Source organism: Pseudomonas fragi (assembly GCF_025426255.1).
Lineage (GTDB): Bacteria > Pseudomonadota > Gammaproteobacteria > Pseudomonadales > Pseudomonadaceae > Aquipseudomonas > Aquipseudomonas kulmbachensis.
The window spans coordinates 5254675-5273604 of sequence record NZ_CP104861.1 but is presented as its reverse complement, the minus strand read 5'-3'; the positions used below and the strand labels follow the sequence as shown (position 1 = coordinate 5273604).

General features: G+C 56.3%; 15 protein-coding genes. 13 read left to right on the top strand and 2 right to left on the bottom strand.

Annotation, left to right across the window (positions count from 1 at the left end; genetic code table 11):
• The first annotated feature begins 18 nt into the window (after positions 1 to 18).
• From atpG to glmS, 6 genes are all read left to right on the top strand, one after another.
• Positions 19 to 879 carry a F0F1 ATP synthase subunit gamma gene (atpG, locus tag N7D90_RS24180; protein ID WP_019828666.1) on the top strand — a complete coding sequence of 287 codons (861 nt, stop codon included), beginning with the start codon at positions 19 to 21 and terminating at the stop codon, positions 877 to 879.
• Between the two features lie 27 nt (positions 880 to 906).
• A complete protein-coding gene (gene atpD / locus N7D90_RS24175; RefSeq protein ID WP_048362226.1) occupies positions 907 to 2286 on the top strand; it encodes a F0F1 ATP synthase subunit beta in 1380 nt (459 codons plus the stop codon).
• A 56-nt stretch (positions 2287 to 2342) separates the two neighbouring features.
• The gene (locus N7D90_RS24170) at positions 2343 to 2762 is read left to right on the top strand and encodes a F0F1 ATP synthase subunit epsilon (protein WP_261742521.1); all 420 of its coding nucleotides are present in this window, start codon (positions 2343 to 2345) and stop codon (positions 2760 to 2762) included.
• A gap of 115 nt (positions 2763 to 2877) precedes the next feature.
• Positions 2878 to 4245: a bifunctional UDP-N-acetylglucosamine diphosphorylase/glucosamine-1-phosphate N-acetyltransferase GlmU gene (gene glmU, locus N7D90_RS24165; protein ID WP_261740321.1), complete on the top strand. Its 1368-nt coding sequence runs from the start codon at positions 2878 to 2880 to the stop codon at positions 4243 to 4245.
• Between the two features lie 270 nt (positions 4246 to 4515).
• The gene (locus N7D90_RS24160; RefSeq protein WP_261740320.1) at positions 4516 to 5283 is read left to right on the top strand and encodes a DeoR/GlpR family DNA-binding transcription regulator; all 768 of its coding nucleotides are present in this window, start codon (positions 4516 to 4518) and stop codon (positions 5281 to 5283) included.
• 9 nt (positions 5284 to 5292) lie between these two features.
• Positions 5293 to 7128: a glutamine--fructose-6-phosphate transaminase (isomerizing) gene (gene glmS, locus N7D90_RS24155; protein WP_261740319.1), complete on the top strand. Its 1836-nt coding sequence runs from the start codon at positions 5293 to 5295 to the stop codon at positions 7126 to 7128.
• 213 nt (positions 7129 to 7341) lie between these two features.
• Here the strand turns inward: glmS and N7D90_RS24150 are convergent, their stop codons facing one another.
• Positions 7342 to 8304 (bottom strand): bifunctional GNAT family N-acetyltransferase/nucleoside diphosphate kinase regulator, encoded by a 963-nt coding sequence (locus N7D90_RS24150; protein ID WP_261740318.1) that lies wholly within the window; start codon positions 8302 to 8304, stop codon positions 7342 to 7344.
• A 270-nt stretch (positions 8305 to 8574) separates the two neighbouring features.
• Between N7D90_RS24150 and N7D90_RS24145 the strand changes: the two genes are divergently transcribed.
• The 7 genes from N7D90_RS24145 to cfaB all read left to right on the top strand — a co-directional run bounded on the left by N7D90_RS24145 (position 8575) and on the right by cfaB (position 18367).
• Positions 8575 to 9489 (top strand): LysR substrate-binding domain-containing protein, encoded by a 915-nt coding sequence (locus N7D90_RS24145; RefSeq protein ID WP_261740317.1) that lies wholly within the window; start codon positions 8575 to 8577, stop codon positions 9487 to 9489.
• 95 nt (positions 9490 to 9584) lie between these two features.
• Positions 9585 to 10919 (top strand): serine hydrolase domain-containing protein, encoded by a 1335-nt coding sequence (locus N7D90_RS24140; RefSeq protein WP_261740316.1) that lies wholly within the window; start codon positions 9585 to 9587, stop codon positions 10917 to 10919.
• 219 nt (positions 10920 to 11138) lie between these two features.
• Entirely contained in the window at positions 11139 to 13076 is a 1938-nt protein-coding gene (gene hflK, locus N7D90_RS24135) for a protease modulator HflK (RefSeq protein WP_261740315.1), read from the top strand.
• Positions 13077 to 13087: 11 nt separating this feature from the next.
• A complete protein-coding gene (gene hflC / locus N7D90_RS24130) occupies positions 13088 to 14104 on the top strand; it encodes a protease modulator HflC (protein WP_261740314.1) in 1017 nt (338 codons plus the stop codon).
• On the top strand, positions 14101 to 15159 hold the full coding sequence (locus N7D90_RS24125; RefSeq protein ID WP_261740313.1) for an SPFH domain-containing protein: 1059 nt from the start codon (positions 14101 to 14103) through the stop codon (positions 15157 to 15159). Before hflC ends, N7D90_RS24125 begins: the two co-directional genes overlap by 4 nt.
• A complete protein-coding gene (locus tag N7D90_RS24120) occupies positions 15156 to 17072 on the top strand; it encodes a cation-translocating P-type ATPase (RefSeq protein WP_261740312.1) in 1917 nt (638 codons plus the stop codon). The genes N7D90_RS24125 and N7D90_RS24120 overlap by 4 nt, the downstream gene beginning before the upstream one ends.
• 113 nt (positions 17073 to 17185) lie before the next feature.
• Positions 17186 to 18367, top strand: a complete 1182-nt coding sequence (cfaB, locus tag N7D90_RS24115) for a C17 cyclopropane fatty acid synthase CfaB (protein WP_261740311.1) — start codon at positions 17186 to 17188, stop codon at positions 18365 to 18367.
• On the opposite strand, the gene N7D90_RS24110 is transcribed toward cfaB, so the two are convergent.
• Positions 18358 to 18843: a hypothetical protein gene (locus N7D90_RS24110; protein WP_261740310.1), complete on the bottom strand. Its 486-nt coding sequence runs from the start codon at positions 18841 to 18843 to the stop codon at positions 18358 to 18360. The genes cfaB and N7D90_RS24110 overlap by 10 nt on opposite strands.
• Positions 18844 to 18930: the final 87 nt, after the last annotated feature.

Below are 18930 nucleotides of genomic sequence, written 5' to 3'. Positions count from 1 at the left end.
TAACCTGATAGGTGTTACATGGCAGGCGCAAAAGAGATTCGCAGTAAGATTGCGAGCATCAAAAGCACGCAAAAGATTACCAGCGCCATGGAAAAAGTGGCGGTCAGCAAAATGCGCAAGGCACAAATGCGCATGGCTGCTAGCCGTCCTTATGCGGAGCGTATCCGCCAGGTTATTGGGCATTTGGCTAACGCCAACCCGGAATACCGCCACCCGTTCATGATCGACCGCGAAGTTAAGCGTGTGGGTTATGTGGTTGTGAGCAGTGACCGTGGTTTGTGCGGTGGTTTGAATACCAACCTGTTCAAGGCTTTGGTCAAGGACATGGCGGTAAACCGTGAAAACGGCGTCGAGATTGATCTGTGCGTGGTCGGCAGCAAAGGTGCGGCATTTTTCCGCAACTTCGGCGGTAACGTCGTCGCAGCTATCAGCCATCTGGGTGAAGAACCGTCGATCAATGATTTGATCGGCAGCGTTAAGGTGATGCTGGATGCTTACCTGGAAGGCCGTATTGACCGCCTGTCCGTGGTATCCAACAAGTTCATCAACACCATGACGCAACAGCCTACTGTGGAACAGTTGATTCCACTGGTGGCGACCCCGGATCAAAAACTCAAGCACCACTGGGACTATCTCTACGAACCGGATGCCAAAGAGCTGCTAGACGGCTTGATGGTGCGCTACGTGGAGTCGCAGGTGTACCAGGCGGTGGTCGAGAACAGTGCAGCTGAACAAGCTGCGCGGATGATCGCAATGAAGAACGCCACTGATAACGCCGGTGATTTGATCAGCGATTTGCAGCTGATCTACAACAAGGCGCGTCAGGCTGCGATCACCCAAGAGATCTCGGAAATCGTCGGCGGCGCTGCCGCGGTTTAACGGTTCAAATATTCAGAGGATCCAGCTATGAGTAGCGGACGTATCGTTCAAATCATCGGCGCCGTGATCGACGTGGAATTTCCACGCGAAAACGTACCGAGCATCTACAACGCGCTGAAAGTACAAAGCGCGGCCGGGACCACTCTGGAAGTTCAGCAGCAGCTGGGCGACGGCGTGGTTCGTACCATTGCGATGGGTTCCACCGAGGGCTTGAAGCGCGGTCTGGAAGTCACCGACACTGGCGCAGCCATCTCCGTTCCAGTCGGTAAAGCGACTCTGGGCCGGATCATGGACGTTCTGGGCAACCCGATCGACGAAGCTGGTCCGATTGAAACCGAAGAGCGCTGGGGCATTCACCGTCCTGCACCGACCTTCGCTGAACAAGCGGGCGGCAACGACCTTCTGGAAACTGGCATCAAGGTTATCGACCTGATCTGCCCGTTTGCAAAAGGCGGTAAGGTTGGTCTGTTCGGTGGTGCCGGTGTAGGCAAAACCGTAAACATGATGGAACTGATCCGTAACATCGCCATGGAACACAGCGGTTACTCTGTGTTTGCTGGTGTGGGCGAGCGTACCCGTGAGGGTAACGACTTCTACCACGAGATGAAGGATTCGAGCGTACTGGACAAAGTGGCACTGGTTTACGGTCAGATGAACGAGCCGCCGGGTAACCGTCTGCGCGTAGCACTGACTGGCCTGACCATGGCCGAGAAGTTCCGTGACGAAGGTAACGACGTACTGTTGTTCGTTGACAACATCTACCGTTACACCTTGGCCGGTACTGAAGTATCCGCACTGCTGGGCCGTATGCCTTCGGCAGTAGGTTACCAGCCGACTCTGGCTGAAGAGATGGGTACTCTGCAAGAGCGCATCACTTCGACCAAGAACGGTTCGATCACTTCGATCCAAGCGGTATACGTACCTGCGGATGACTTGACTGACCCGTCGCCTGCGACCACCTTCGCCCACTTGGACGCTACCGTTGTACTGTCCCGTGACATCGCCTCCCTGGGTATCTACCCAGCGGTTGATCCACTGGACTCGACTTCGCGCCAGCTGGACCCGATGGTAATCGGCCAGGAACACTACGACACCGCTCGCGGCGTTCAGTACGTGTTGCAGCGTTACAAAGAACTGAAGGACATCATTGCGATCCTGGGTATGGACGAGCTGTCGGAAGTCGACAAGCAGTTGGTATCCCGCGCTCGTAAGATCCAGCGTTTCTTGTCTCAGCCGTTCTTCGTGGCTGAAGTCTTCACTGGCGCTTCGGGTAAATACGTTTCCCTGAAAGACACCATTGCTGGCTTCAAAGGCATCCTCAACGGTGACTACGACCACCTGCCAGAACAAGCGTTCTACATGGTCGGCGGCATCGAAGAAGCGATCGAGAAAGCCAAGAAACTGTAATTCCGGCGCCCGGCAACGGGCGCTAATCAGGTTGAGGCAATCAGATGGCTAATATGATGACAGTCCATTGCGATATCGTCAGTGCGGAAGGAGAAATCTTTTCCGGTCAGGTCGAGATGGTGATTGCGCACGGCAGCCTGGGTGATCTTGGTATCGCTCTGGGTCACGCTCCGCTGATCACTGAACTCAAGCCGGGCCCGATCCGCCTGATCAAGCTGGGCGGGGAAGCCGAGGTGTTTTACATCTCCGGTGGTTACCTCGAGGTTCAGCCGAACATGGTCAAGGTTCTTGCCGACACCGTGCAACGTGCTGCCGACCTGGATGAAGCCTCCGCTCAAGCCGCCGTTAAGGCAGCCGAGAAGGCCCTGAACGAAAGAGGCGCAGAATTCGATTATGGATCTGCTGCTGCACGTCTGGCCGAGGCCGCAGCTCAGCTGCGCACCGTCCAGCAAATCCGCAAGAAGTTTGGCGGTTAAGCCTCCTGCTTCATTGTGTGATTGATTAAAAAGGGTAGCCTCGGCTACCCTTTTTCTTTTTCCGCGAAATACTTTTTGGTCGCAACCGCTGACCACCCAGGATTGGTAGCCAGTCATGTCTCTCGATATCGTTATTCTCGCAGCAGGTCAGGGCACCCGCATGCGTTCAGCCTTGCCCAAGGTTCTCCATCCTGTGGCAGGCAACTCCATGCTGGGCCATGTTATCCACAGCGCTCGCCAGCTCAAACCGACAGGCATTCACGTGGTTATCGGTCACGGTGCCGAACTGGTCCGTGAACGTTTGGCAGCTGATGATTTGAATTTTGTGCTGCAAGACAAGCAACTGGGTACAGGCCATGCCGTGGCCCAGGCGCTGCCATTTTTGACGGCACAAAACGTGTTGATCCTGTACGGCGATGTACCGTTGATCGAAGTCGAGACTTTGCAGCGTTTGCTCAAACAAGTGGGCCCCGAGCAATTAGGCTTGCTGACCGTCAACCTGGCTGACCCTACCGGTTATGGCCGGATTGTGCGTGACGCGGCTGGCAAGGTTTGCGCCATCGTCGAGCACAAGGACGCAACCGAAGCCGAACGTGCCATCACTGAAGGCAATACCGGGATTTTGGCGTTGCCCACCCAGCGTCTGGCGGACTGGATGAGCCGGCTGTCGAACAACAACGCCCAGGGCGAGTATTACCTGACCGACGTGATCGCGATGGCGGTAAACGATGGTTTGGTGGTGGCCACCGAACATGCCCTCGACCCGATGGAAGTGCAGGGCGCCAACGACCGCAAGCAGCTCAGCGAGCTTGAGCGTCATTACCAGCTGCGTGAAGGCCGCCGCCTGATGGCATTGGGTGTAACCCTGCGTGACCCGGCCCGTTTTGATGTCCGTGGCGAAGTCACGGTAGGCCGTGATGTGCTGATCGATATCAACGTGATCCTTGAAGGCCGCGTGATCATTGAAGATGACGTAGTGATTGGCCCTAACTGTGTGATCAAGGACAGCACTTTGCGCAAAGGCGTGGTGATCAAGGCCAACAGCCATATCGACGGTGCCGTGATGGGTGAGAACAGCGATGCTGGCCCTTTCGCTCGTTTGCGCCCGGGTAGCGTTCTGGATGCCCGCGCCCATGTGGGTAACTTTGTCGAATTGAAAAACGCCCATCTGGGTGAAGACGCCAAGTGTGGTCACCTGACTTACCTGGGTGATGCTGAAGTTGGTCCTCGTACCAACATTGGCGCAGGCACCATAACCTGCAACTACGATGGCGCCAATAAGTGGAAGACCGTGCTGGGAGCTGATGTGTTCATCGGTTCGAACAACTCGCTGGTCGCGCCTGTGGATATCTCCAACGGTGCAACCACCGCAGCCGGTTCAACCATCAATCAGGATGTAGCTCCCGAGCAACTGGCCGTTGGCCGTGCACGGCAGCGCAATATTGATGGCTGGAAACGTCCGGTAAAACAGCCAAAGCCTTGATTTGAAGTTATCCACAGCGCAAGACATAGCGATATGTGGTTATTAACAAGTCATCCTATAACTGTTTTAAATCAATAAGTTACATAAAGCCTTATCCGCACCCTGTGGATAAGGCTTTATTTTTTGCGGCTCTAAATCAGGGGTTTAGCCCATGAACACAGGGCTAAATTGAGTTATTCACAGAAAATAACCAGCAACATTTTCTTGACGATTATTTCGAGATAAGGTTTCATTGCTTTCGTTATCTTTCGAAACGAAACTTAGGTCGTTATGTCTAAACGCAACACGCCACAACGCAGACACAACATCCTGGCCTTGCTTGCAGAGCAGGGCGAAGTCAGTGTGGATGAACTGGCCAAGCGCTTCGAAACCTCCGAGGTTACGATTCGCAAGGATCTGGCTGCACTCGAAAGTAACGGCCTGTTATTGCGTCGTTATGGCGGTGCTATCACCATGCCGCAAGAACTGGTCAGTGATGTACCCCAGCCCGTTTCTCTATATAAGCAAGCCATTGCCCGTGCGGCGGTTGGCCTGATTAAAGAGCATGCACGCATTATTATCGACAGCGGCAGCACCACCGCCTCGATGATTCCACAACTGGGTCTGCAACCCGGTCTAGTGGTGATGACCAACTCCCTGCACGTCGCCAACGCACTCAGTGAACTTGAACACGAGCCTGTGTTGCTGATGACCGGGGGCACCTGGGATCCACACTCCGAGTCCTTCCAGGGACAGGTTGCCGAACAGGTGTTGCGCTCTTACGACTTCGATCAACTGTTTATCGGTGCTGACGGGATCGACCTGCAGCGCGGCACGACAACTTTTAACGAGTTGTTGGGTCTGAGCCGGGTCATGGCTGACGTCGCACGTGAAGTGATCGTAATGGTCGAGTCGGACAAGATTGGTCGCAAAATACCCAACCTGGAACTGCCCTGGGGCAGCGTCCATACCCTTATTACCGATGATCGCCTGCCGCAAGAGGCGCGCGAACAGATTCAGGCCCGGGGCATAACACTGTTATGCGCCGCCCTAAGCTAGGAGAACTTTATGTGTGGGATCGTTGGCGCAGTCGCTGAACGCAATATCACGGCCATTCTGCTTGAAGGCCTGAAACGTCTTGAATACCGTGGTTACGACAGCGCTGGCGTGGCTGTTTTCACCAACAACGGCACCCTGGAACGCATGCGCCGCAACGGCAAAGTCGCCGAGCTGGAACAAGCGCTGGCCGGTGAACCGTTGGCAGGCCGCCTGGGTATTGCTCATACCCGTTGGGCGACTCACGGCGCACCGTGCGAGCGTAATGCTCACCCGCACTTCTCGGGCTCCGATCTGGCGGTGGTGCACAACGGCATTATCGAAAACCATGAAGCCCTGCGTGAGCAACTCAAAGGTCTGGGTTATGTGTTTACCTCGGACACTGATACCGAAGTCATTGCTCACCTGCTTAATCACAAACTCAAAGACAACAGCGATCTGACCGCGGCCCTTAAAGCCACTGTTAAAGAGTTGCACGGTGCTTATGGTTTGGCCGTGATCAGCGCCAAACAGCCGGATCGTTTGGTTGCAGCCCGTAGCGGCAGCCCGTTGGTGATTGGCCTGGGTCTGGGTGAGAACTTCCTGGCCTCCGACCAATTGGCATTGCGCCAGGTAACTGACCGCTTCATGTACCTGGAAGAAGGCGATATCGCTGAAATCCATCGTGACAGCGTGCAGATCTGGGATGTGAATGGCCAAAGCGTTCAGCGTGAAGCGGTGCAATACAGCGATGGCGCCGAAGCTGCCGACAAAGGCGAATATCGCCACTACATGCTCAAGGAAATTCACGAGCAGCCAGCAGTAGTACAGCGCACCCTGGAAAATCGTTTGGGCCAGGACCATGTTCTGGTACAAGCCTTCGGCCCACAAGCCAAGGAATTGTTCGCCAAAGTACGCAATGTTCAGATCGTCGCGTGTGGTACTAGCTACCACGCCGGGATGGTCGCTCGTTACTGGCTTGAAAGCCTGGCTGGCATCCCTTGCCAGGTCGAAGTGGCGAGCGAGTTCCGCTACCGCAAAGTCGTGGTGCAGCCTGACACCCTGTTTGTTTCGATCTCGCAATCGGGCGAAACCGCTGACACCCTCGCGGCACTGCGTAATGCAAAAGAACTGGGCTTCCTTGGCAGCCTGGCAATTTGCAACGTAGGTATCAGCTCACTGGTACGTGAGTCTGACCTGACACTGCTAACCCAAGCCGGTCGTGAAATTGGCGTAGCCTCCACCAAAGCATTCACTACCCAACTGGTAGGTCTGCTGCTGCTGACTCTGTCCCTGGGTCAGGTTCGCGGCACGCTGGAAGCGGGCGTTGAAGCGCAACTGGTTGAAGAACTGCGCCGTTTGCCAGCACGTCTGGGTGAAGCCCTGGCGATGGATTCGATTGTCGAGAAAGTTGCTGAATTGTTTGCTGACAAACACCACACCCTGTTCCTGGGCCGTGGCGCTCAGTTCCCGGTAGCAATGGAAGGCGCACTCAAGCTTAAGGAAATCTCGTACATCCACGCAGAGGCATACCCGGCAGGCGAGTTGAAGCACGGCCCGCTGGCGCTTGTGGATAACGACATGCCGGTAGTCACCGTTGCACCGAACAATGAGCTGTTGGAGAAACTCAAATCCAACCTGCAAGAAGTTCGTGCCCGTGGTGGCGAACTGATTGTGTTTGCCGATGAACAAGCAGGCATGACCAATGGCGAAGGCACTCATGTGATCAACATGCCGCACATCCACGATGTGCTGGCGCCGATCCTCTACACCATCCCGCTGCAACTGCTGTCGTACTACGTGGCCGTGCTCAAAGGCACCGACGTAGACCAGCCGCGTAACCTGGCTAAATCTGTCACCGTGGAATAATTTCTGCCGCGACAATAAGTAATGGTTTTAGACAATTAAAACTGTCGCAGGAGCCGGCTAGGTCTGTCCTACCGCCTCCTGCTTTTCGCAACTGGTTCCGCTCCTACCTTTTACCATCCATCCAACGGGCCGCTCAGGCACGCAAAGCGAGGCCCCGTCCTTTTTTTGGGGGGCCTCGCGTCTGATGAACGAACACTGAGCAAAAGGCGCTATTTACAGGTGGAAATCGCCCGCAGCCTCCGGCTGGTAAAGCACTTTCCTGATCTCAATCCGGCGGGTCCGATCAGAAATTCGCCAGTCGATGGCGTCCCCCTCCTGATAGCCCAGAATGGCGGCGCCTATGTCGGAATACACGGAATGCTTCCCTGCGTTGCTGTCCGCGTCTTCAGGGTAGACCAAGGCCACTTCGATCTCTTCGTCGTCCAGCTGCAGCAAGGCCCTGGAGTTCATCGTGACGACATTGGACGCCACCTGCTGCGGCTTGACGACAATGGCTCGCTCAAGCTCATGTTCGAGCTCAACAACGGCCGGGCCTTGTTCAAGCGCGATTAGAAGTTCGAGCCTGGCCTTGTCGATTTCAGTGATATAGATCCTGGTGGAGTCGCCTACGGTACCTTCGCGCAAGAACTGAAGATAGCGCCCCGCCGTCATGGAAAATGACTTCAATGTCGGCGTTTCGCTCTCAAGCACAAAGCCGCTGCGCAGAAAGGCTTTCAGCGAGCGCGCATTGTCCGGGTGGATCTTGGCGATGAGTTTCTTGGCCCGCATGTCGAGGAAGGCCAGTTTCATGCCTTCGCGGATCGTGCGGGCGCCAAGGTTTCGGCCCCATTTGTCGCTGTCTCCGATGACCAGGACTATCTCGCAATTTGAACCGGTCTTGATTAGACGGACAAAGCCCACCGGGGCGTCATGCCGGTCATAGGCCATGAAGAAGCGGCCGCCCTGGTTGAATAGATGAGTCAGGATCGGCAATTGAGTCCGATCAATGGCTTGCTCAATGGAGCGGGAGACATGACGTGAATCGCTCAGATAGCAGGTGACGCGCTCATCCTCCAACCAATCCATCAACGTCAACGCATGCGCCCGAGTAATTTCAGGGCACAGCGAAATGAAAGGCTTGTTCATCTTCACCACACTTATTTGTAAAGGATGAAAGCCCTTCATGGCTATGGCCATGACGGTTCTTTCGGCAACCGGCTATTTTAAGACATAACGCGAGTAATGCCGAATGGTCGAGACAGTCCGTGGAAACCATCGTTTTGCCGAACCCGAACCAGCTTTTTGGGTGGTTGCGACAGTTTTGCGGTTCCTATACAGGACGTTGCAGGCCCCCGAAATACGGGCACTCTTCGCGACAGTTATAATTCTCTAAACTCAGCACCCAATCGACCCGCGTTGCGGGTCGAGTAGTTTCTGGCCTGTGGATAACATCAGCAAGGAGGCGGCATGCTCTACACCAATGCTCTAAAACAATTGGATATGCAGGATGTTTCGATTGTTTTGTTGTTGATCGAAAATCGGAGCGCCAAGCGGGTTTCAGAAATTTTAAATCTCAGTCAGTCGAGTATCAGTTACAGCCTGAAAAAACTCCGGCACTGCTTCGACGATAAATTGTTCGAAAGCATCGAGGGTGCCATGCAGCCCACGGCGCGGGTACTGGCCATGAAGCCGTATCTGCAGAACATCATGCAGTGCATTAACCAGTGCGCCAAAGAAGGGGCGGGGCAGAGCAGCGTATTGCGTCAATGGACTATCACCGCGCCTGAATATTTTGAAATCCTGATGTTGCCTGCCTTGTTGCAGCAAGTGCATTCAGCCGGGCGTAACTGGTCGTTGAGTGTGAGCCGATTAGGCAAGGAGTTGCCGATCAATGATTTGCTGGCCCTGGACACTGACGTCTGCTTTGGCTTCGGCCCCGGCTATCACCAGCGGCATTCGTTGCTGGAGTATCGCAGCCTGAATGAAGATTCTTTTGTGTGCTTGTCCAGCGTGCCAAAGCATCAGCCGAAAAACGCTCTGGATATCGATGAGTTTTGTGAAACTGCGCAAGTATTTCCGACACCGTGGCTGTCGGAAGAAAACATGGTAGACGGTTGGTTAAAAAAGCAGGCGCGCACGAGAAATATTTTTACCCGGGCCAACTCTTATCACGCCGGGGTTAATATTTTATCGGCGGTTCCGGCCCTGATCGTGGTTCCGGAAAAAATAGTCGCGACGTTGAATATCTCGCCAAAAATTAAAATTCTTAAACCCCCAGCAGGTTTCCCCACCTTCACTCTGGACATGATCTGGAGCCGCGAAAGAAATATCCACGGTGACTTTCATCAGCTGGAAGCAATGATCGAAAAAATAAAAATCTGAATTTCACTTCCGCAGTACAACCTGTGGTGCGCTATACATAGCTACTGTTTTTATCGCAAGGCGGTGTGCGGCCTTGAACTGAAAAGGATTATTCGATGTTTAAAAATTTATTCAAACCGGCCCGCACCAGCGCGGTTTTTTTACTTTCTTGCTTGGCTGTTTCAGTTGCCTGTGCCGCCGATAAAACTACTTACCCTGACGCCGCCGCCAGCGATCCTGCCAAGTTGGGCTGGATGGTCGGCGCGCCACCGCCACCCGATCGTATTGTTCGATTTGCCGATGGCAGTTATTTCAAGTTCCCGGCCATGCGCTGGAGCGTTTCCAACTTCCGCCAATTGATGCCCACTACCAATGTGTCCCGGGGCTTGGGTGCTCCGGTACAGCTGGCGCGAACCTTGCGCGCAGACATCGACGCGTTGACCTTCGTGCCGCTGGGCAGCAAGCAGACCATGACATGGGAGCAGTCACTGGCGGCGAATTACACCGACGGCATTGTGGTGTTGCATCGTGGAAAAATAATTTATGAACGTTTTTTTGGTGTATTGAGCCCTGAGGGTCAGCACGGCGCAATGTCGATGACCAAGTCAGTTGTGGGCACGATGGGCGCCATGCTGGTGGCCGATGGCACGCTGGATGCCAATAAAAAAGTCGCAGACTATGTGCCGGAACTGGCTAAGTCCGCCTTTGGCAACGCCACCTTGCGCCAGGTGCTGGATATGACCACGGGGCTTAAATACAGCGAAGACTATGCCGACCCCAACGCTGAAGTATGGAAGCATGCGCAGGCGGGCAATCCACTGCCAAAACCCAAGGACTACACCGGCCCGCAAAGCTACATGGAATATTTGCAGACGGTGGAGCCAGAAGGGGAGCACGGTCAGGCCTTCGCTTATAAAACAGTGAATACCGATGTACTGGGTTGGGTGATTGCACGGGTGACAGGGCGCAATGTTGCGCAGTTGTTGTCCGAAAAAATCTGGCAGCGCATCGGCGCTGAACAGGATGCTTATTTCACCGTCGACTCCATAGGCACTCCGTTTGCAGGCGGTGGTTTGAACACCGGGCTGCGTGATATGGCGCGATTTGGCGAAATGATCCGCAACGATGGCCAGTACCTGGGCCAGCAAATCGTGCCCAAGGCGGTCGTCGATGAGATCCGTGCCGGCGGCGATAAAGCCGCCTTTGCCAAGGGCGGCTATGACTTGCTCAAAGGCGGCAGTTATCGCGATATGTGGTGGGTGACGCACAACGCCGACGGTGCCTTTATGGCTCGCGGTGTTTACGGTCAACGTACCTACATCGACCCGAAAGCCGAGATGGTCATTGTTCGTTATGCGTCCAATCCGATTGCCAGTAACTCGGCCAACGATCCGGTGACCATTCCGGCATTTGAAGCCTTGGCAAAGCATCTGATCGCCCACCCGAACTGATTTCGCTGAACAAACCCACCCCCCTGTGGGAGCGTGGCTTGCCCGCGATGCCATCACCGCGATCAGGCAGATGCCTGGTGTTGCCTGCATCGCGGGCCAGCCCGGCCCCCACAGGTTCAGCGTGCTGTTTTCAAGCCAAGATGAAGAATCCGTAAGCTGGACATAAGTTTCATCATTTCTGCGATATCGTTACTAGATATTTCATAAGTGAGAGTTTCCATGCGCGTCGATTTAGATGCCGAGGAGGAGAGGCTTGAGTCTTTGCCTCGTTTTCAAAGTGCCTCTGCACAGGCTCGTCAGCTCTACCAACTGGGGGTGTTGCTGGCGGTTTTAGCCATTGCGGCATGGGCGCTGGCATTTTTTATTAGCCTGTTCTCATCGGAATCGTTGTGGCCGGTCCTACTGGGCAACAATGCGGCAGCCTTGCTGGTGCTGGCGGCAGGTTCCCAGTCGGCTTATTGGGTCGCGGACTGGCGCCGCAACGCATTCAACCCGCTACCGAGCGCTGTAACCGAGATCACGCACCCTGAGCCATCAAGTGGCTTTGACCGCTTGAGCCAACGGATCAATACAGGGGCGCTACGTTTGTTGGCCACAATCGGGGCGCCGGTCTTGTGGCTTGCAGGTGTTGGCGGCGCGGCCTGGTGGAGTGTGCAACACACCTGGAACCTGGCATTGCCGGGTGTGGCGTTGGGTGTATGGGGCAGCATTGCGGCTGGTATTGCGGTTCTGCTCGCGTTTGCGCTGCTGGTGTTCGAGCGCTACTTGGCGCAGCAACAACTCGCTCAATGGCCCGAAGCTCGTTTGCTGGCGCCGCTGGTTCGCGTGCCCATTTTGTGTCTTCTACTGAGCGCCGTGTGCCTGTTATTCAGTAGCGACGATGCACAGTGGCCAGCCCGCTTGGCCGTGTTGACTGGGTTGTTGCCTGCGGCAGTGGCGATTGAGTTGATCCTGCGTGCGATAGCGGCGTTGTTCAGCCCACGTCGCGACAAACTTGAGCCGCGCATGATCGGGCAAAGTTTTGTCGCAGGCATGTTGCGTTGGCCGCCTCAACCATTGCTGGCGCTGCAGCACGAATTGCATAACCGGTTCGGGATCGACTTGCGCCAAATCTGGGCATTTACCTACATGCGCAAAGCGTTCTTCCCGGTCTTGGCAGTGGTTGTTGCCGTCGGCTGGGCATTGAGCGGTGTGAATGAAATTCCTCTGCAAGGTCGAGGAATTTATGAGCGCTTCGGTAAGCCAGTGGAAGTACTAGGCCCTGGTTTGCACGCAGGCTTGCCTTGGCCATTGGGTCGCGTGCTGGCGGTGGAAAATGGTGTGGTGCATGAGCTGGCCACAGGTACAGAGTCGAGCACCGATCCATTGCTCACGCCTGCTGATGGCTTGCCGCCGATCACAGCCAACCGGCTGTGGGATGCCACTCATGTGAATGACAAATCCCAGGTGATTGCCAGCGATAGCGGCGACCGGCAGGGCTTTCAGATCGTCAACATGGACATACGCTTTGTGTATCGCATTGGTCTTAGCGACCACGCCGCCATTGCGGCCACTTATCACAGCGCCGATGTACCGACGTTGATTCGCAGTACCGCAAGCCGGATTCTGGTGCACGACTTTGCTTCGCGTACGCTTGATGGTGTGTTGGGCGAGCAGCGCAGTGCGTTGGCCGATGACATCGGCCGCGCCGTTCAGGCCGATCTGGATACGCTCGATAGCGGGGTCGAAATTCTCGCTACCGTGGTTGAAGCTATCCATCCACCGGCCGGTGCAGCTAATGCCTATCACGGTGTGCAGGCTGCACAAATCAGTGCACAGGCCCTGATTGCCCGTGAGCGAGGGGCGGCGAGCGAGCAAAGCAACGTCGCGCAATTACAGGCCAGCATCTTGCTGGACCAGAGCCATGCGCTGGCGCGTGAAGTAAACGCCACCGCACAGACGGCCGACCTGCGCTTTGGCGCCGAACAAAAAGCCTACGACCGTGCCGGTCATGCGTTCCTGCTGGAGCAGTATTTGAGCCAGTTAAGCCTAGGGCTGAACAACGCCAAACTGCTGATCCTCGACCATCGCCTTGGGGGCAGCAGCGCGCCGACCCTCGACCTGCGTTCTTTCACGCTGCCGGCCGATCCTGTCGCGCCGCGTAAAGCTGCTCAGTAAGGAGCACTGTTTTGACTCAATCACACTCACACGATCACAGCGGCCATCATCATGGTTGCTCCCATCACGGTCATGCCCATGGCGATGTCCATGAGCCTGGGCCATTTCCATGGCGGCGAATGGGCTGGGCGGCGTTGCTGGTGTTGTTTGCCATCGCAGCCGCGAGCCTGGTGCAAGTACGCTCCGGCGAAGCGACGGTAATCACCCGCTTTGGCAACCCAGCCAGGGTGCTGCTTGAGCCCGGGCTGGGCTGGCGCTGGCCGGCACCGTTTGAAGTCAGCGTACCGGTGGATTTGCGTTTGCGCACCACTTCCAGTGGCCTGCAAGACGTGGGCACTCGCGACGGCTTACGGATTATCGTGCAGGCCTATGTGGCCTGGCAGGTACAGCCGGATGCCGAGAATGTGCAACGCTTTATGCGAGCGGTGCAAAATCAGCCAGACGAAGCAGCGCGGCAGATTCGAACCTTTGTCGGCTCTGCGCTGGAAACCACGGCTGCCAGTTTCGATCTCTCAAGCCTGGTCAATACTGATGCCAGCCAAGTCAAAATTGCTGACTTCGAAGCACAGTTGCGCCAGCAAATCGAACAGCAATTACTCAGCACTTATGGTGTGCGCGTCTTGCAGGTTGGCGTGGAGCGGCTGACCTTGCCGTCAGTCACGCTCACGGCCACGGTTGATCGCATGCGTGCGGAACGCGAAACTATTGCCACCGAACGCACTGCTGTGGGCAAACGTGAAGCGGCGCAAATTCGCTCTGCTGCCGAGCGTGATGCGCGAATTTTGCAGGCCGATGCCAGCATCAAGGCCGCTGATATTGAAACCCAATCGCGGGTCGAAGCGGCGCAGATTTACGGTCGCGCTTATGCCAGTTCGCCGGCGCTGTACAACGAACTGCGCTCCCTCGATACGCTGGGGACGATGATCAATCCAGGCACTAAAATTATTTTGCGCACAGATGCTGCGCCGTTTCGAGTACTGGTCGACGGTCCTCCGAAGCTTGGCGCGCCGGCTGGGTCGCAGCCATGAACCAGGCACCTGACGAGATAAACGGGGTCAGTAGCCCGTGGCAGCAAGCCGGCCGTCTGGCTTTTCTGGGCTTGTACGCGGTGACTGTTGTCGCTGCGCTGGCCTGGGGGTTTTCCAATGTGCGCCAGATCGATCCGCAAAATCGCGCGGTGGTGTTGCGGATGGGCGCGCTGGATCGTATCCAGAATTCCGGTTTGTTGCTGGCCTGGCCAAGGCCCTTCGAGCAAGTGGTGATTGTCCCGGCAGCCGACCGTGTAAGTGAGCGCCGGATTGAAAACCTGCTGCGTTCGGATGTTGCGTTACAGGCCGACCGAGTGGCCTCGTTTGCCACGCCGATCAACGATGCGTTGGCCGGTTCCGGGTATTTGCTGACCGGTGATGCGGGCGTGGTGCAACTGGATGTGCGGGTGTTTTACAACGTCACTGAACCTTATGCGTTTGTGCTGCAGGGAGAGCATGTTTTGCCCGCGCTGGACCGGTTGGTTACGCGCAGCGCCGTAGCCCTGACGGCTGCACGTGACCTGGATACGATTCTGGTGGCGCGCCCCGAACTGATTGGCAGCGACAGCCAGGCGGCTGAACGCCGCGAGCGCCTGCGCGGTGATTTGGTGCAGGGTATCAATCAGCAACTTGCGGGCCTGAAGGCGACAGGGCAGGGCCTTGGACTGGAAGTGGTACGAGTGGATGTGCAATCCAGTTTGCCGGGCCCGGCGGTGAATGCCTTCAACGCGGTACTGACTGCCAGCCAGCAGGCCGAACAAGCGGTGGCAGCTGCTCGCAACGAAGCCGCCAAAGTGACTCAATCGGCTACGCAACAGGCCGACCGCAGTGTCGAGCAGGCTCAGGCCCAAGCCAGTGAACGCCTGGCCAAGGCTCAGGCGGACACGTCCACAATCCTCAATTTGGCCAAGGTGCAGCAGGCCGGTAACGACCCGGATTTGATGTTGCGTCTGTACCGCGAACGCATGCCGAAAATTCTGGGCCAAGCCGGATCTGTCACCAGCGTCGACCCTAACGATGATTCCCGCCTGATTATTCAGGGAGCCGAACAATGAGTACGTCCGCCACTCAACCCGCCGTCAGCTTGCTGACCAGCGCCGAGCAACGTAGCGCAGCGCGCCAACTGACCTTGGCCATGCTGGCACTGGGTTTGTTGGGTTTGGGGCTGGTGTGGCGCTGGCTGATGCCTGCACAAATCGGCGTCAGTCAGTTGTTGCTTGGAGTCGCGTCATTATTGGTGGCCGTGCCGGTGATGCGTTCGGCCTGGTACAGCCTGCGCTACCCGAGCCTGCATGGGATCACCGACCAACTGATTGCCTTGGCCATGCTCGGTGCTTGGGCCACTGGCGATTTGCTGACGGCAGCCCTGTTGCCGATCATCATGATTTTCGGCCATGTACTTGAAGAGCGCAGCGTGATCGGCTCCCAGGAAGCGATCCACGCACTGGGCAAACTGACCCGTAGTCAGGCACGTTTGTTTCAGGCTGACGGCAGTTTGCTGGAAGTCGACAACGCCACACTCAAGAGTGGCGATCAGGTCGAGGTACGTGCCGGTGACCGGGTGCCCGCCGATGGACTGGTACTGGCGGGGCAGGCCAGTCTCGACACTGCTTCTATTACCGGTGAATCAGTGCCGCTTGAGGTCAGCAGCGGGATGCCGATCTTTGGCGGGGCAATCAACCTTGATGGTTTGCTGCGGGTGCAAGTCACGCGTACTGGTGAGGAGTCGACGCTGGGTAAAGTCATCGCCCTGATGCAAAGCGCCGAGCGCGCCAAGCCACCGATCACCCGACTGCTTGAGCGCTATGCCGGTGGCTATATGGTGCTGGTGTTGATGATCGCGGCAGTGACCTGGTTTATCACCAACGATGCCCAGGCGATGCTGGCGGTGTTGGTGGCTGCGTGCCCTTGCGCACTGGTGCTGTCGGCACCGGCCACGGCGATTGCCGGAATTGCCGTGGCTGCACGTCACGGTATTCTGATCCGCAGCTCGGCGTTTCTTGAAGAGCTGGCAGACCTCACTTCGTTAGTGGTGGATAAAACCGGCACCCTCACTTACGGCACTTTGCGCCTGCAGGCGATTGAAACTGAAGAGGCGCAGCAGCAACCGTTGCGCCAACTGGCTGCCAGTTTGGGCGCAGCCAGCAGTCACCCGGTGAGCCGGGCCTTGGCCGGTCTGGTGAGTCACGAGCAAATGCTCAACCTGACGGATGTTCGCGAGCGTCAGGGGTTGGGTGTTGTTGCCAGCACTGAGCAGGGCGAAGCGGCATTGGGCCGCCCCGAGTTGTTCCGCCTGCTGGGTGTCACCACGAGCGCCGTGCCAGAGCACGATGGACCCATTGCCGGGTTGTCGCTTGATGGCCGCTTCCTCGGTTGGTTGCTGTTGGCAGACAGCATCAAACCCGAAGCCCAACTGGCGTTGAGCGAACTGCGTGAGCTGGGGCTAGGTCGTCAGGTGTTGCTGACCGGTGACCGGCTGAGTGTGGCTGAGCATTTGGCACACAAGGTGGGCATCAGCGAAGTCCAGGCCCAGGCACTACCCGAAGACAAACTTGAGCGTGTCCTGAGCGAAATCGACAACGGTTTTCGGCCTATGGTAGTGGGCGATGGCATCAACGATTCGCTGGCGCTCAAGGCCGGTGTGGTCGGGGTAGCCATGGGCGCAGGCGGTGCCGATATCGCGCTGGCATCCTCGGACATTGTTTTGATTGGCAGCGACTTGCGGCGTTTGGGCACCTGCGTGCGCCTTAGCCGCGAATGTCGTCACACCTTGCAGGTCAATGTGATCATCGGTCTGGGTTGGACTCTGGCCATTGTGGCTGCCGCTGCGTTTGGTTGGTTGGGCGCGGCGGGCGCGATGATTGCTGCTGTACTGCATAACCTCAGCACGTTATTGGTGCTGGGCAACGCAGGTCGTTTACTGCGGTTTCATGAACCACTGATGGCGCTGAAGGAGGCCTCGGAGTAATTCCGACAATTGGTCGCGTGTGCTCTAGCGTCTACCTCTGGTCTGTGAAACTGACAGTTTTGGTTATTCGTCTAACCTATAGTTTTGATATCTGAAATGAAGGAGGAACACAGATGCTCGCGCAACTTCCGCCGGCCTTACAGAAACTTCAACTTCCATTACGGCTAAGGCTGTGGGACGGACACGAGTTCAACTTTGGCCCGACCCCCAGCGTCACTATCGTGGTCAAGGATCCGACCTTGGTGGCTGAGTTTACCCATCCCAGCCTTGACCTGTTGGGCAGCGCTTTTGTTGAGGGCCGACTTGAACTGGAAGGCTCAATCAACGAAGCCATTCGCGTATGCGATGAACTGAGCCAGGCGCTGGTTGAAGATGAGGACAGCACGCCACCTCGCGTTCATCACGACAAGGCGACCGACGCCGAGTCCATTTCTTATCACTACGATCTGTCCAACGACTTCTATCAGTTGTGGCTCGACCATGACATGGCTTACTCCTGTGGTTATTTTGAAACCGGGGAGGAGAGCCTGGATGAAGCGCAGCAAGCCAAGTTCCGTCTGCTGTGTCGCAAACTGCGACTAAAACCCGGCGAGTATTTACTGGATGTCGGCTGTGGCTGGGGTGGGCTGGCGCGTTTTGCAGCACGGGAATTTGGGGTCAAGGTGTTCGGAATTACCTTGAGCAAGGAGCAACTCAAACTTGCTCGCGAACGGGTCAAGGCTGAAGGTCTGCAAGACAAGGTTGATCTTCAACTGCTCGATTATCGCGATCTGCCGCAAGATGGCCGGTTCGACAAAATCGTCAGTGTCGGAATGTTCGAACACGTGGGGCACGCTAACCTGCGCGAGTATTGCGAAATTCTGTCCAGGGCTGTGCGCGACGGCGGTCTGGTGATGAACCACGGGATTACCTCCAAGCACACCGATGGACGTCAGGTTGGCCGGGGAGCAGGCGAGTTTATCGATCGCTATGTGTTCCCCAATGGTGAGTTGCCGCATCTGTCGATGATGACTGCCGAGATCAGTGAGGCCGGACTGGAAGTGGTCGATGTCGAAAGCTTGCGCCTGCATTACGCGCGCACGCTGGAGCATTGGAGCCAGCGTCTGGAGCACAAGCTGGAAGCTGCTGCCAAGCAAGTGCCGGAGCAAGCCTTGCGCATTTGGCGACTGTACCTGGCGGGTTGTGCATACGCCTTCGCCCATGGGTGGATCAACATTGATCAGATACTGGCAACCAAGCCCCATGCCGATGGCTCGTTGGAGCTGCCACCGACCAGGGCCGACATTTATCGCTGAGCGTGGGTTGCCCACGTGATGGGCTCCGGGTCTTTTTCCAGGTTTTTGTCCTGGACGAAAGTCCCATCCTGAACCCCGATGTTTTGATCAATCCAGGCCAGGGCTTTTTGCTCGAATGTTTGTGAGCCTTTATTGAAGACAAGATCGTGGCGGGCAACGTTGCCTGACCAATCCGGTGAGGGGAGAGAGATGTAGCTGATGCGGTATTGCTCGTCAGTGAAGTCTCCCTCCACCACATACACGCCGTAATGGTTCTCGCCAGGGGAAATGATTTTGTAGAGGCCGTTGTCGTAGTAATAGAGCACAGCTTCTTCGAAGGGCTTTTCGCTGTACATTTTTGTGTAGTGCAGCCGGTGGGTGTAAGTCGGTTGCCCGACCTCCACGTTAATCAAAGGAGGGGTGGGAGCAGTGGCAGGCGCTTGAGCTGGAGCAAGGGGACTGATGCTGAAGAGCAATCCCATAAGCGAGAACTTCATTATTTTTATTCCTTACGCTGAGCGGCCGGTTTGTTCCGGGTCGCTCAGTTTAAGGAAACTAGTTTGACTGTTTGGGCAGTACCAACC

What these genes read in the sequence shown, in the direction of transcription:
- atpG (WP_019828666.1), top strand. Translation starts at nt 19, where the DNA reads ATGGCAGGCGCAAAAGAGATTCGCAGTAAGATTGCGAGCATCAAAAGC.
- atpD (WP_048362226.1), top strand. Translation starts at nt 907, where the DNA reads ATGAGTAGCGGACGTATCGTTCAAATCATCGGCGCCGTGATCGACGTG.
- N7D90_RS24170 (WP_261742521.1), top strand. Translation starts at nt 2,343, where the DNA reads ATGACAGTCCATTGCGATATCGTCAGTGCGGAAGGAGAAATCTTTTCC.
- glmU (WP_261740321.1), top strand. Translation starts at nt 2,878, where the DNA reads ATGTCTCTCGATATCGTTATTCTCGCAGCAGGTCAGGGCACCCGCATG.
- N7D90_RS24160 (WP_261740320.1), top strand. Translation starts at nt 4,516, where the DNA reads ATGTCTAAACGCAACACGCCACAACGCAGACACAACATCCTGGCCTTG.
- glmS (WP_261740319.1), top strand. Translation starts at nt 5,293, where the DNA reads ATGTGTGGGATCGTTGGCGCAGTCGCTGAACGCAATATCACGGCCATT.
- N7D90_RS24150 (WP_261740318.1), bottom strand. Translation starts at nt 8,304, where the DNA reads ATGGCCATAGCCATGAAGGGCTTTCATCCTTTACAAATAAGTGTGGTG.
- N7D90_RS24145 (WP_261740317.1), top strand. Translation starts at nt 8,575, where the DNA reads ATGCTCTACACCAATGCTCTAAAACAATTGGATATGCAGGATGTTTCG.
- N7D90_RS24140 (WP_261740316.1), top strand. Translation starts at nt 9,585, where the DNA reads ATGTTTAAAAATTTATTCAAACCGGCCCGCACCAGCGCGGTTTTTTTA.
- hflK (WP_261740315.1), top strand. Translation starts at nt 11,139, where the DNA reads ATGCGCGTCGATTTAGATGCCGAGGAGGAGAGGCTTGAGTCTTTGCCT.
- N7D90_RS24125 (WP_261740313.1), top strand. Translation starts at nt 14,101, where the DNA reads ATGAACCAGGCACCTGACGAGATAAACGGGGTCAGTAGCCCGTGGCAG.
- N7D90_RS24120 (WP_261740312.1), top strand. Translation starts at nt 15,156, where the DNA reads ATGAGTACGTCCGCCACTCAACCCGCCGTCAGCTTGCTGACCAGCGCC.
- cfaB (WP_261740311.1), top strand. Translation starts at nt 17,186, where the DNA reads ATGCTCGCGCAACTTCCGCCGGCCTTACAGAAACTTCAACTTCCATTA.
- N7D90_RS24110 (WP_261740310.1), bottom strand. Translation starts at nt 18,843, where the DNA reads ATGAAGTTCTCGCTTATGGGATTGCTCTTCAGCATCAGTCCCCTTGCT.